The 13,264-nt window shown below is 42.7% G+C and carries 7 protein-coding genes and 20 tRNA genes; 26 read left to right on the forward strand and 1 reads right to left on the reverse strand.

Annotated elements, in window-relative coordinates; all coding sequences use genetic code 11:
* Nucleotides 1-3: 3 nt before the first annotated feature.
* From KHA99_RS22775 to KHA99_RS22895, 25 genes are all read left to right on the forward strand, one after another.
* Nucleotides 4-79, forward strand: a tRNA-Thr gene (locus KHA99_RS22775).
* A gap of 104 nt (nt 80-183) precedes the next feature.
* Nucleotides 184-259: transfer RNA gene (locus KHA99_RS22780), tRNA-Lys, on the forward strand.
* A gap of 9 nt (nt 260-268) precedes the next feature.
* Nucleotides 269-353: transfer RNA gene (locus tag KHA99_RS22785), tRNA-Leu, on the forward strand.
* A 10-nt stretch (nt 354-363) separates the two neighbouring features.
* Nucleotides 364-438 (forward strand) — tRNA-Gly (locus KHA99_RS22790).
* 5 nt (nt 439-443) lie between these two features.
* Nucleotides 444-532 (forward strand) — tRNA-Leu (locus KHA99_RS22795).
* Nucleotides 533-546: 14 nt separating this feature from the next.
* A tRNA-Arg gene (locus KHA99_RS22800) sits at nt 547-623 on the forward strand.
* Nucleotides 624-638: 15 nt separating this feature from the next.
* Nucleotides 639-715, forward strand: a tRNA-Pro gene (locus KHA99_RS22805).
* 16 nt (nt 716-731) lie between these two features.
* Nucleotides 732-807, forward strand: a tRNA-Ala gene (locus tag KHA99_RS22810).
* Between the two features lie 21 nt (nt 808-828).
* A tRNA-Met gene (locus KHA99_RS22815) sits at nt 829-905 on the forward strand.
* Nucleotides 906-930: 25 nt separating this feature from the next.
* Nucleotides 931-1,007: transfer RNA gene (locus KHA99_RS22820), tRNA-Ile, on the forward strand.
* Nucleotides 1,008-1,024: 17 nt separating this feature from the next.
* Nucleotides 1,025-1,117 (forward strand) — tRNA-Ser (locus KHA99_RS22825).
* Between the two features lie 169 nt (nt 1,118-1,286).
* Nucleotides 1,287-1,360: transfer RNA gene (locus KHA99_RS22830), tRNA-Met, on the forward strand.
* A 3-nt stretch (nt 1,361-1,363) separates the two neighbouring features.
* Nucleotides 1,364-1,440 (forward strand) — tRNA-Asp (locus tag KHA99_RS22835).
* A 37-nt stretch (nt 1,441-1,477) separates the two neighbouring features.
* Nucleotides 1,478-1,550, forward strand: a tRNA-Phe gene (locus tag KHA99_RS22840).
* A gap of 24 nt (nt 1,551-1,574) precedes the next feature.
* Nucleotides 1,575-1,650, forward strand: a tRNA-His gene (locus tag KHA99_RS22845).
* Between the two features lie 7 nt (nt 1,651-1,657).
* A tRNA-Gly gene (locus KHA99_RS22850) sits at nt 1,658-1,731 on the forward strand.
* 4 nt (nt 1,732-1,735) lie between these two features.
* Nucleotides 1,736-1,812 (forward strand) — tRNA-Ile (locus tag KHA99_RS22855).
* A 9-nt stretch (nt 1,813-1,821) separates the two neighbouring features.
* Nucleotides 1,822-1,896, forward strand: a tRNA-Asn gene (locus KHA99_RS22860).
* Between the two features lie 3 nt (nt 1,897-1,899).
* Nucleotides 1,900-1,990 (forward strand) — tRNA-Ser (locus tag KHA99_RS22865).
* 3 nt (nt 1,991-1,993) lie between these two features.
* Nucleotides 1,994-2,065 (forward strand) — tRNA-Glu (locus KHA99_RS22870).
* Nucleotides 2,066-2,469: 404 nt separating this feature from the next.
* A complete protein-coding gene (gene glgB, locus KHA99_RS22875) occupies nt 2,470-4,419 on the forward strand; it encodes a 1,4-alpha-glucan branching protein GlgB (protein ID WP_213119808.1) in 1,950 nt (649 codons plus the stop codon).
* The gene (locus KHA99_RS22880) at nt 4,361-5,506 is read left to right on the forward strand and encodes a glucose-1-phosphate adenylyltransferase (protein WP_213119809.1); all 1,146 of its coding nucleotides are present in this window, start codon (nt 4,361-4,363) and stop codon (nt 5,504-5,506) included. Before glgB ends, KHA99_RS22880 begins: the two co-directional genes overlap by 59 nt.
* 75 nt (nt 5,507-5,581) lie before the next feature.
* Nucleotides 5,582-6,613: a GlgC family sugar phosphate nucleotidyltransferase gene (locus KHA99_RS22885; protein ID WP_213119810.1), complete on the forward strand. Its 1,032-nt coding sequence runs from the start codon at nt 5,582-5,584 to the stop codon at nt 6,611-6,613.
* Entirely contained in the window at nt 6,610-8,061 is a 1,452-nt protein-coding gene (glgA, locus tag KHA99_RS22890; protein WP_213119811.1) for a glycogen synthase GlgA, read from the forward strand. Before KHA99_RS22885 ends, glgA begins: the two co-directional genes overlap by 4 nt.
* Nucleotides 8,051-10,447 (forward strand): glycogen/starch/alpha-glucan phosphorylase, encoded by a 2,397-nt coding sequence (locus tag KHA99_RS22895; protein WP_213119812.1) that lies wholly within the window; start codon nt 8,051-8,053, stop codon nt 10,445-10,447. Before glgA ends, KHA99_RS22895 begins: the two co-directional genes overlap by 11 nt.
* Nucleotides 10,448-10,577: 130 nt before the next feature.
* Here the strand turns inward: KHA99_RS22895 and KHA99_RS22900 are convergent, their stop codons facing one another.
* Nucleotides 10,578-11,516, reverse strand: a complete 939-nt coding sequence (locus KHA99_RS22900; protein ID WP_213119813.1) for a 1,4-dihydroxy-2-naphthoate polyprenyltransferase — start codon at nt 11,514-11,516, stop codon at nt 10,578-10,580.
* A 347-nt stretch (nt 11,517-11,863) separates the two neighbouring features.
* Between KHA99_RS22900 and KHA99_RS22905 the strand changes: the two genes are divergently transcribed.
* Nucleotides 11,864-13,264 carry an isochorismate synthase gene (locus KHA99_RS22905; RefSeq protein WP_249366874.1) on the forward strand — a complete coding sequence of 467 codons (1,401 nt, stop codon included), beginning with the start codon at nt 11,864-11,866 and terminating at the stop codon, nt 13,262-13,264.

Here is a 13,264-nt window from a genome sequence, read left to right on the forward strand (position 1 = left end):
TATGCCGGCTTAGCTCAATTGGTAGAGCAACTGACTTGTAATCAGTAGGTTGAGGGTTCAAGTCCTTTAGCCGGCACCATGCTTCTTACTTCCTTGAGTTACATCAGCGGAAGCATGCGAGAAATCCCGAAGGGATTTTAAGCAGAAATAACTAAGTTGTCTTTGGATAGACTTTATTATTTTGAGCCATTAGCTCAGTCGGTAGAGCATCTGACTTTTAATCAGAGGGTCGAAGGTTCGAGTCCTTCATGGCTCACCATTTTAATATGCGGGTGTGGCGGAATTGGCAGACGCACCAGACTTAGGATCTGGCGCCGCAAGGCGTGGGGGTTCGACTCCCTTCACCCGCACCATTTAAATATTGCGGAAGTAGTTCAGTGGTAGAACACCACCTTGCCAAGGTGGGGGTCGCGGGTTCGAATCCCGTCTTCCGCTCCAAAATTGCCGGGGTGGCGGAACTGGCAGACGCACAGGACTTAAAATCCTGCGGTAGGTGACTACCGTACCGGTTCGATTCCGGTCCTCGGCACCATTTAAAATTAAGATGCGCCCGTAGCTCAATTGGATAGAGCGTCTGACTACGGATCAGAAGGTTATGGGTTCGACTCCTGTCGGGCGCGCCATTAAATTTAATAGTACGGGAAATAGCTCAGCTTGGTAGAGCACTTGGTTTGGGACCAAGGGGTCGCAGGTTCGAATCCTGTTTTCCCGACCATTCTCACTAAAATCATGGGGCCTTAGCTCAGCTGGGAGAGCGCCTGCTTTGCACGCAGGAGGTCAGCGGTTCGATCCCGCTAGGCTCCACCATTAGATTTAAATATGTAATTTGGCGGTGTAGCTCAGCTGGCTAGAGCGTACGGTTCATACCCGTAAGGTCGGGGGTTCGATCCCCTCCGCCGCTACCAAATTATCTTTTGAGAACCTTAACTTGGACCTTTAGCTCAGCTGGTTAGAGCAGACGGCTCATAACCGTCCGGTCGTAGGTTCGAGTCCTACAAGGTCCACCATTAGTTTCATATTTTATGGAGGAATACCCAAGTTTGGCTGAAGGGATCGGTCTTGAAAACCGACAGGCGGGTTAAACCGCGCGGGGGTTCGAATCCCTCTTCCTCCGCCATAAAGTTCAATTTTATATTTCTTATTATCGCGGGGTGGAGCAACGAGCGTTGCTTCGATGAATAATCTGCGAGTTGTATCAATCGAGCTGCTGTTTGAATAAGCTTTCTGAGATTGATACAGTCCTACGTTAGCTTTTAGCATGACGTAAATTTAATACTTCTTATTATCGCGGGGTGGAGCAGTCCGGTAGCTCGTCGGGCTCATAACCCGAAGGTCGCAGGTTCAAATCCTGCCCCCGCAATCCGGTCTGGTAGTTCAGTTGGTTAGAATGCCTGCCTGTCACGCAGGAGGTCGCGGGTTCGAGTCCCGTCCAGACCGCCATTTATCTTTGGCTCAATAGAAAAAATGATTTAATAATGGCTCAGTAGCTCAGTCGGTAGAGCAAAGGACTGAAAATCCTTGTGTCGGCGGTTCGATTCCGTCCTGAGCCACCTTTCATTTTAAAAAACATCACGGCGGTTGTGGCGAAGTGGTTAACGCATCGGATTGTGGTTCCGACATTCGTGGGTTCGATTCCCATCAGCCGCCCCATTATAATGCGGGTGTAGTTTAGTGGTAAAACCACAGCCTTCCAAGCTGTTGTTGTGGGTTCGATTCCCATCACCCGCTCCATTATGGGCCTATAGCTCAGCTGGTTAGAGCGCACGCCTGATAAGCGTGAGGTCGATGGTTCAAGTCCATTTAGGCCCACCATAGTATTATTCCGCAGTAGCTCAGTGGTAGAGCTATCGGCTGTTAACCGATCGGTCGTAGGTTCGAGTCCTACCTGCGGAGCCAAATAGAGAAGTACCCAAGTGGCTCAAGGGGCTCCCCTGCTAAGGGAGTAGGTCGCGTAAGCGGCGCGAGGGTTCGAATCCCTTCTTCTCTGCCATTTGGCCCCTTGGTCAAGCGGTTAAGACACCGCCCTTTCACGGCGGTAACACGGGTTCGAATCCCGTAGGGGTCATACAAAAAAGCTGATGACATATAGTCATCAGCTTTTTTGTTGTTTTTGAACATGCAAATCATTATATTAATATAACCTTTTTTCTATTCCTGCAATGCAATAAAGTGTTGAAATCGCTTGCAAATCTCCTATTCTCCGTAAATGTTGGTATCTAACTTTTCAAAAATTGAATAACTTTTCAAACTATTTTTACAATAAAATTACAAAAAAACTTAATAGAATCATGTCGAAAATTGAATGATTTTTTGTCGTATTACGAAGATTTGTGTCAAAAAAACAGATTTTTTAGAATCATTCCCCGCTTGCTGTCAGAAAAGATAAAAAAGTTTTACAAGGATTATTTGTTATTTGCACTTATAATTGGTTTTTGAAATACATATTTTCAGGTGAGGATGAGGAGAGCCATGGCAGTGAATACATTTTTTCCGACTGATTACCAGCTTCACTTATTTCACGAGGGAAATCTTTTTCAAAGTCATCAGCTTTTTGGCGCTCATATCTTTAAGGATTCCGCAGAGACTTATACACGATTTTGCGTTTGGGCTCCGAATGCCCTCCAAGTAAGGCTAGTGGGGGATTTTAATCACTGGAATGGTGATGGATATGAATTACAAAAAGTAAATGGTGAGGGTGTATGGATTATTGTCATCAAGCAAAATTTAGATGGCTGCAATTATAAATATGAAATCACCACAAAATCAAAGAAACGACTGTTAAAAGCAGATCCTTATGCTTTTTACTCAGAATTAAGGCCAAATACAGCCTCTGTCGTTTATTCGCTGGGGGACTATAAATGGCGTGACACTCAATGGATGAGTCGCAAAGCACAATCGAACTTCCTGGCAGAACCAGCCGTCATTTATGAGGTTCATGCGGGCTCATGGAAGACCAAGGATAATGGTGATTTTTTAACCTATCGAGAACTGGCGGAAGAACTTGTCCCTTATGTATTGGAGCATGGCTTTACGCATATTGAACTGCTGCCGCTGGTTGAACACCCACTTGACGCTTCTTGGGGGTACCAAGGGACTGGTTATTTCTCCGTAACATCGCGGTACGGGACTCCGGATGATTTCCGCTATTTCGTCGAACAGTGCCATCAGCATGGCATAGGGGTCATCCTTGACTGGGTACCTGGGCATTTCTGCAAGGACGCTCATGGGTTATATAATTTTGACGGTACACATCTTTATTCCTATTCCCATCTAAATGATAGGGAAAACCACATCTGGGGCACAGCCAATTTTGACCTTGGAAAAGGAGAAGTGCAAAGTTTCCTCATTTCAAACGCCCTATTTTGGATGGAAAATTACCATATCGATGGCTTCAGAATGGATGCTGTTGCCAATATCATTTATTGGCCGAATGCCTCAAATAGAAAAAGTGAAAACCCCTTCGGCATTGCTTTCTTAAAAAAACTTAATCAAGCAATAAACGACTATAATCCATATTTTTTAATGATAGGGGAAGACTCTACCGATTTTTCGAAGGTAACGACCCCAGTCCGTTATGGCGGTCTTGGATTTGATTACAAATGGAATATGGGTTGGATGAATGACATGCTTGAATACATGGAAACGCCGCCGTTTGCAAGGTCACAGGCCCATTCAAAGGTCACTTTTTCACTTTTATATGCGTTCTCAGAAAACTTTATGCTCCCGTTTTCACACGATGAGGTTGTCCATGGGAAAAAATCATTATTGGATAAGATGCCCGGCGATTATTGGGAAAAATTTGCCCAGCTAAGGCTTTTACTGGGCTATATGTTTGCCCATCCCGGGAAGAAGCTGCTATTTATGGGATTTGAACTGGGACAGTTCGCGGAATGGAAAGATAAAGAACAGCTAGATTGGCATCTTTTGGACTACGAGCTGCACCGAAAACTGAATGCCTATGTGAAAGTCTTAACGAAAGTTTACAAACGCACGAAAGCCCTCTACGAACTCGATCATCTGTGGGATGGATTTGAGTGGATGGATGTTAATAACAACGAGCAGTCTATGTTTTCCTTTATTCGAAAAGGGAAGAAGGAAGAGGATGCGATAATCATCATTTGCAATTTTACGGGCATCAGCTATCAGGATTATCAGATAGGCGTGCCAAACCCTGGTGAATACCGGGAAATTCTTAATAATGATGACTTAGAATTTGGTGGTGCCGGCCACATTAATAAGCACACCATTCCGGCTTCAGATGAGTCCTTCCACGGAAGACCGTATTCTATTAAGCTCACAATTGCCCCGTATGGGTTTCAAATGATAAGACAAGTGAAAAAACGGAAGGAGAGAAAAGGCAATGGAAAAGAAAAGGTGCGTAGCCATGCTGCTGGCAGGAGGGAAAGGGAGCAGGCTTAATGCTCTTACAAAGGACCTCGCAAAACCGGCAGTGCCATTCGGAGGGAAGTATCGGATCATAGATTTTACCTTAAGCAATTGTGCAAATTCCGGAATTGATACTGTCGGCGTCTTAACGCAATATCAGCCGCTCTTGTTAAATTCATATATTGGAATAGGCAGTGCATGGGATCTTGACAGTAAAAATGGCGGGGTAACCGTTTTACCCCCTTACAGTGAATCCTCAGAAGTGAAGTGGTACACCGGTACGGCAAGCGCCATCTATCAAAACCTTAATTACTTAAAGCAGTACCAGCCGGATTACGTTTTAATCCTTTCTGGTGACCATATTTATAAAATGAATTACGAATCCATGCTTGAATACCATATTGAAAAACGAGCAGATGTAACAATCTCCCTGATCGAGGTACCTTGGGCGGAAGCCAGCCGGTTTGGGATTATGAATACAAACGATGAACTGAGAATTCTGGAATTTGAGGAAAAGCCAAGTGAGCCTAAAAATAATCTTGCATCGATGGGCATATATATTTTTAGTTGGAATATATTGAAAGAATATTTGGAAATGGATGCACGCAATCCGGACTCCAGTCACGATTTTGGGAAAGATGTCATTCCAAGACTTCTTGAAGAAAATAAAAAATTATATGCCTATCCGTTCAAAGGCTATTGGAAAGACGTTGGCACTGTAAAGAGTCTTTGGGAGGCCAATATGGATTTATTGGAGGAAGATTGCGAATTAGATCTATTTGACCATGACTGGAGAATTTATTCTGTTAATCCTAATCGTCCTCCGCAATATATTTCCCCGGATGCCAGAGTAATGGAATCACTCATTAATGAAGGGTGTACGATTGAAGGGAAAATTGATAAATCAGTTCTCTTCCATGGCGTAACGGTAGGAAAAGATTCCACTGTTAAGGAGTCTGTGATCATGCCGGATGCAACAATTGGCAGCAATTGTTTTATTGAAAAAGCGATTGTGCCGTGTGACGTGAAAATACCGGACGGAACGGTCATTCGTTCCTTCGATGATGAAATCATCCTAGTCACAGAGGAAATGTTAAAAGCATTGTACTCTGCCTATTAAAAATAGAATGAAAGTCCAGTCGGACTGGGTGCTACAAATATTAGGTGATAAGAGGAAACTGGAGGGGACTTTGGCGTGAAAAGAAAGCTTTTAGGTATTATTGATGCAACTACCTATCATGAGGATTTGGATGACCTATTAACACATCGTTCTTTGGCGGCGCTGCCTTACGCAGGCCGTTATCGTATTATTGACTTTGTCCTTTCAAATATGGTGAATTCCGGCATTCGCAGTGTCGCAATTTTTCCAAAAATGCAGTATCGTTCCTTGATGGACCACTTAGGGTCAGGGAAGAATTGGGATCTAAATCGGAAAAGGGATGGCCTTTTCTTTTTTCCTTCTCCAGTCGTAGGCAGCTATCCTAAAGGGATAGGTTCCTTTGATCTTTTCGCGGCAAATATGGATTATTTTTATCGCAGCACTCAGGAATATGCGATTATCACAAATTGTTACACTATTTTAAATATGAATTTTAAACCCATGCTAGAATGGCATATGCATGCAAACTGCGATATTACCGAAATCCATCATCAGGATGGAAGATCATTAGAAATGTATTTAATCAAAACCTCTCTGTTGATGAAGCTGATTGAAACTAGATTTGAGACTGGGTACAGCTGTATGAAAGATGTCGTCAGCGATATCCATAATGATTACACAGTTTGCCAATATGATTATGATGGATATGCCGTCAAGATAGATTCAATTGAAAGTTATTACTCGACCAGCATGAATTTGCTAAAGCCTAACGTTTGGCAAAATCTTTTTAATAATGACCAGCCTATTTTAACAAAGGTTAAGGATGAGCCGCCTGCTAAGTATTTAAAAGGATCATCGGTAAAAAATTCAATGATTGCAAACGGCTGTTTAATTAGCGGCGCTGTTGAAAACAGTATTGTCTCGCGTGGAGTAAAAATCGGAAAAGGGACAGTCATTAAGAACTGTGTCATCATGCAAAAATGCCAAATTGAGGACAATTGTTACTTGGATTCGGTTATTTTGGATAAAGATGTCCGGGTTGAATCAGGGACACATTTAACTGGCACAGCGGGGGCACCGTTTGTAATCAGAAAAGGTACGAGGCAAGGAGCGTTGATGAATTCGTGAAAGTATTATTTGCTGTGTCAGAGTGTGGACCATTTGCAAAGTCGGGAGGCCTTGCTGATGTAGCCGGATCTCTGCCAAAAGAATTAAAAAGTCTGGGTACTGATGTGAGGGTCATTCTTCCCAAATATGGAACCATTTCGGACGAATATAAAAAAAGAATGAAGAAGATAAAGGAATTTTCCGTTTCTGTCGGCTGGAGAAAGCAGTATTGCGGGATTGAGGAACTAGTCCATCAAGGTGTAACGTTTTATTTTGTCGATAACGAATATTATTTTAAACGTGAAGGATTTTACGGTTATTACGATGATGGAGAAAGATTTGCCTTTTTTAACCGTGCGGTGCTAGAGGTCATAGAAGGGTTGAACTTTTATCCCGACGTACTGCATTGCCATGATTGGCATACGGCCATGATTCCCTACCTGCTTCGAAAAGAATATTACAAGAAGACAGGATATGGTCAGATAAAAACTGTATTTACCATTCATAATCTGCAATTTCAAGGAATTTTTTCAAAAGAGGTCTTGAGAGACCTGTTCGATCTTGATGAACAATCCTTCCATTCTGGACATTTAGAGTTTTTCGGAAATGTCAATTTCATGAAGGGTGCGCTTGTTGCAGCAGACACCATCACAACCGTGAGTCCAACCTATCGAAATGAAATTCAAACAGCTAACTACGGGGAAAAGCTTGACGGCTTGTTGAAGACAAGAGATGAAGATCTTTTGGGAATTTTAAACGGAATTGATGATGACTTTTATAACCCTGAACATGACCACTTTCTTTTACAAACCTATTCAAGCCAAGACATTAAGAAGAAATCCGTTAATAAAAAGGAAATTCAAAAGCAATTTGGCCTAAAGCAAACCGCTGCTGTACCGTTAATGGTGATGATTTCGAGGCTGACTAGACAAAAGGGACTTGATCTCATCAAATGTGTCCTTCGGGAGATTTTACAGGAGGATATCCAAGTTATTATCCTTGGAACCGGGGATTATGAATATGAAGAATATTTACGGCAGGCAGCCCGGATTTATCCGGAAAAATTGAAGGTTCATACCGGCTTTGATGAGGGACTTGCGCATAGATTATACGCAGCGGCAGACCTATTCTTGATGCCATCCCTGTTTGAACCGTGCGGCCTTTCCCAGTTGATAGCCATGAAATACGGAGCCATCCCAATTGTTCGGGAGACGGGCGGTTTAAATGATACGGTGAAGGCATGGAATGAGTTCACAAAAGAGGGAAATGGGTTTTCCTTCCGTAACTTCAATGCTCACGATATGCTTTATACGATACAGCGGGCAATTAACTTCTATCATGATAAAAAAACATGGGGATCAATCGTAAAACAGGCAATGGAAATGGATTATAGCTGGGCTCAATCAGCTTTCCGCTATAACCAGCTGTATGCTGAACTAACCACAAGGAGTGAAACCCATGTTTTCTAATAAAGAACGGTTTAAGGAAGACTTTTTAAAAAGGCTTGAGATGCTCTGCGGGAAAAGCTTTTCAGAAAGCACTCCAAGAGATCATTACCAAACCCTTGGCAACATGATCAGAGAATTTGTTAGTAATGATTGGATTGCCACCAATGAACGTTACATGGCAGTTAGAGAGAAACAGGTATATTATTTATCGATTGAATATTTGCTAGGCAAGCTCCTCCGGCAGAATCTGCTTAATCTGGGCGTGGAGGAAACCGTTGCGGAAGGCCTAAGTGACTTAGGAATTGAATTGGCAGACCTTGAAGAATTGGAACCGGATGCAGGTTTAGGAAACGGCGGCTTGGGCAGACTAGCCGCTTGTTTTTTGGACTCACTTGCCTCCACTGACCTGCCAGGACATGGCCATGGAATCCGCTATAAACATGGGTTATTTGAACAGAAGATAGTCGATGGCTATCAGGTCGAATTGCCGGAGCAATGGCTAAGAAGCGGAAATGTTTGGGAAATACGCAAGGCCGATTTGGCGGTCAGTATCCCGTTTTGGGGGAAAGTTGAAACCCGACAGGAAAATGGAAGGCTTGTTTTTCAACATATAAACACGGAAGTAGTTACTGCTGTTCCATATGATATGCCTGTTGTCGGCTTTCAGACAAAGACAGTTAATACCTTAAGGCTTTGGAGTTCAGAGCCCGCCCAGTTTCCAGTTCATAAAGATATTTTACAATATAAGCGGAGGACAGAAGCCATTTCCGAATTCCTTTATCCGGATGATACCCATGATGAAGGCAAGACGCTAAGGCTAAAGCAGCAATACTTTTTAGTGTCGGCAAGCCTCCAGTCAATTTTAAGGTCCTATAAAAAGCAGCATGGCAGCCTTGAAGAGCTGAATCATCATGTTTGTATTCATATTAATGATACCCATCCTGTTCTAGCCATTCCGGAACTGATGAGGATTCTGATGGATGAGGAAGGCTTTTCTTGGGAACAAGCATGGGAGATTACAACTAATACGATCTCTTATACCAATCATACCACCTTATCAGAAGCCTTGGAGAAATGGCCGATTCATATCTTCCAGCCGCTCCTGCCGAGAATTTACATGATTGTTGAGGAAATAAATGAAAGATTCTGCAAGGAACGTTGGAAAGAGACCCCAGGCGATTGGGAGCGAATTGCGGGACTAGCAATAATAGCAGATGGGTATGTCAAAATGGCCCATTTAGCGATTGTTGGCAGCTTTAGTGTAAATGGTGTGGCAAGATTACATACCGAAATCTTAAAGGAACGTGAGATGCGGCCTTTCTTTCAGCTATTCCCTGAGAAATTCAACAATAAGACGAACGGCATTGCCCACCGCCGCTGGCTGTTAAAGGCAAACCCAAAATTGTCCTCGCTCCTATGCGAAACAATAGGGGATGGGTGGACTCACTCCGCACATGAACTGATGCAGTTCCTTAAATATCAAGACGATTACTCGATTTTAGGGAAATTAGCAGCAATCAAGCAGGAGAATAAGCAAAATATGGCTGAAGTGATTTATAAGCACAACGGTATTTCCGTCAATCCTGATGCCATCTTTGATGTCCAGGTGAAGCGTCTGCACGCTTATAAAAGACAGCTTCTAAATGTTCTGCATATCATGCACCTATATAATCGAATTTTGGAAGATTCCAGTTTTTCCATGGTGCCGAGGGTATTTATTTTTGGAGCAAAAGCATCTCCTGGATATTATTACGCGAAGAAGATTATTAAATTAATCAATACAGTAGCTGAGAAAGTTAATCATGATCCAAAAGTCGGCGATAAGATGAAGGTTGTGTTTTTGGAAAATTACCGCGTTTCATTGGCGGAGAAAATATTTCCTGCTGCAGATATAAGCGAGCAGATTTCAACGGCCAGCAAGGAAGCATCAGGTACGGGGAATATGAAGTTTATGATTAATGGGGCATTGACGTTAGGGACTTTGGACGGGGCAAATGTAGAAATTCATGAAAGGGTAGGGGACGATAATATTTTTATCTTTGGTCTAACGGCCGAGGAGGTCCTCCATTATTATCGGCACGGCGGATATGAATCAGTTGAATATTATCATCATGATAACCGGATACAGCAGGCTGTCAATCAGCTGGTAAACGGATTTTTCCCGGGCGTCCATAACGAGTTTGAACCAATCTTTGACTCTCTGCTTGAAGAAAACGATCAATATTTTGTCTTAAAGGATTTCGCTTCCTATGTAGATACCCAGCGGAGGGTAGGAGAAGCCTATGCGGATTCACTAAAATGGCAGAAAATGTGCCTGACTAACATTGCCCATGCAGGCTACTTCTCGAGCGACCGAACGATAAAGGAATACGCCAAAGATATATGGGGAATTCACCCTGTAAAATAGAAAGAAGGGCCTGACTCCCGGCGATTTTAAAGCGCCGGGGGCAGGCCCCCTTTTTTCGCTAATAGGAAAGTATAAATTCAACTACGCCTCTGTCTTCGCCCTTAGGGGCTCGCCAATCGGCGAGTTTTCTTTATGAGAAAAAGTGACCGGCAAAGATGCCGATGGCTAATAAGAAGCCGAAGATGGTGTTCGTTTGGGCGGTAGCTTTCATCGCTGGTGCCATTTGAATTGGCACAGTACCCTTAATAAAGCCTTTAACTGATTTAATCGGTTTGGGTGTGCTTATTAAAACGAGTGCCGTCCAAATTGGGGCAATATCCGCAATTATCAGCCCCAAAATCCAGACATACGAAAAAGCAAACATCCCTGCCAATAGGTAGATGGCCTTTTCTTTGCCTAGGAGAATGGCCAATGTTTTCCGGCCGAATTCTTTGTCACCGTCAAGGTCGCGGATATTATTGGACAAAAGAATTCCACCGACCAAAATAAAACTTGGCACTGATACAAGAATACTTGTGCTGTCCACTGTCCCTGTTTGGATAAAGAATGAGATTAAAATAATCATCATCCCCATAAAGAAACCGGCAAACAATTCTCCGAAAGGTGTGTAGGCGATTGGCAGCGGCCCGCCTGTATATAAATATCCAATCAACATACATACCAAGCCCACTAAAGCTAACCACCAACTGCTGTTTGCACATATATAAACTCCCAATAATAAAGCAATTCCATAGAGTCCTAATGCCAGCTGCATCACAGTCTTTGGCTTTATTCCGTCCCGGACAATACTGCCGCCAATCCCGACAGAGTCCTCTGTATCGAGTCCTCGTTTAAAATCATAATATTCATTAAACATATTTGTGGCGGCCTGGATTAACAGGCTTGCAATCAGCATGGCGAAGAAAAGACCGAAATGAATTTTCCCGTGCCGAAGTGCCAGTGCAGTGCCTAGCAATACAGGAACAAACGCTGCTGTTAAAGTATGGGGGCGGGTCATTTGCCACCAAACCTGGAAGCCGCGGTTTGAGTCAACAACAGGTTTAGAACCTTCCCGTAAATTTGGCTGCATATTTTTTCTCCTCCCTTTTAAATGCATGATCTATCTGTACAAAACGTATTTATAAAGAATGGTTATTACCCAAACCTAAGTGTAGGAAATATCAAGTGGAGTGTCAATTATATTTTACTTTCAAAACTAGAAGATAATCCCTTCTCGAGTAATATCCATATTTAGTGGGAAAATGAGTGTATCGAAGCCTTTTGCAACCGATTTTCGGAAATTTGACATATAATAAGGAAATGAATCAGGAGAAGTAGTGACAACCATTATTGACTTCTTTACAATGGGAGTAGTATCTTTAAAAAGGTTTAAAATGAATGGAGACAGCCCTAATTGGCTGTTTTGGAGGGATTTGCTTGATTACCATTCAGGAAATCGAAACGAAGGAAAGAAGTCTTTTGGCGATGAAGCGAGCAAAAGAACTTGGCCGTCCCATTTTAATGAGTGAAGTTGAAAAAATGAATCATATCGACCCCCTTTTATTCTTTTCTAGTGGGAATGAACACTATTCGGGCGAACGGTTTTTTTGGAAGGATCCAAAAGACGAATTTATTTTAGCGGGACTAGGAATTTCTAAGCAATTCCAAATAGATCAGTCAGATGACCGTTTTGGCCTTATTGAAAGAGAATGGAAGGAATTTTTAAAAGACAGCCTTATTTCCAATCCATTTTCCCAAATTGGAATAGGCCCGCTGATATTTGGAGGATTTTCTTTTGATCCATACAAAGAAAAGACAGTGCTCTGGTCTAAATTTGATGATTCTTTATTTTATCTGCCAAAATATCTTTTGAGTGTTATTAAGGGACAAGTCTATTTTACAACTAATTTTATCTTTACACCGAACGATGATGAATTGTTATATAAACATATAATCGATGAACGGAATAAACTTTTTCAGTCTCTTCAGAAACACCACCACACAGCTCTGCCTGCCCTTCTGGAAACAAAGGAAATTTCACCTGAGAAGTGGAAAAATACAGTTGATGCAATGGTAAAGGAATTAATCAGAGGCCCGCTTAAAAAAGTAGTTCTTGCCAGGGAACTTCGGTTAAATTTTAATGACCTTGTTGCTTCAGAGGCAGTCATGCAACATTTAAATGAACAACAGCATGAAAGCTTTATCTTTGCTCTTGAATCGAGTGGCGATTGTTTTCTTGGAGCATCTCCAGAGAGACTGGTGAAAAAGAATGGCACCGAACTTTTCTCTACCTGCCTTGCTGGTTCCATCTCACGGGGACATACCCCGGAGGAGGATCGAATACTGGGAGAAAAATTGCTTTCTGACCAGAAAAACTTGCTTGAACATCAATATGTTGTGGAAATGATAAAGGAAGCACTAGAGGAATCATGTGAAGAAATCATCCTTCCTGATAAACCGCAGCTAATGAAAATCAGGGACATACAGCATTTGTATACACCGGTAATCGGAAAATGCAGTGGTGATAGTTCACTATTGCATTTGGTCGAAAGATTGCATCCAACCCCTGCTCTTGGCGGACTTCCGAAGAAAGAAGCGGTTGAAAAAATCCGTCAAGTTGAGGAGCTTGACCGCGGCTTTTATGCAGCCCCTGTAGGTTGGCTGGATTACGAAGGAAATGGGGAATTTGCAGTAGCCATTCGCTCGGGCCTCTTACAAGGCAAGGAAGCATCCTTATTTGCCGGATGCGGGGTTGTTGCTGATTCTGATTCCGAAAGTGAATATTTAGAGACAAGCTTGAAGTTTAGGCCAATGCTTCGGGCACTTGGGGGAAAATAG

It is taken from the genome of Neobacillus rhizophilus (assembly GCF_018343535.1).
GTDB classification, from domain to species: domain Bacteria; phylum Bacillota; class Bacilli; order Bacillales; family Cytobacillaceae; genus Neobacillus; species Neobacillus rhizophilus.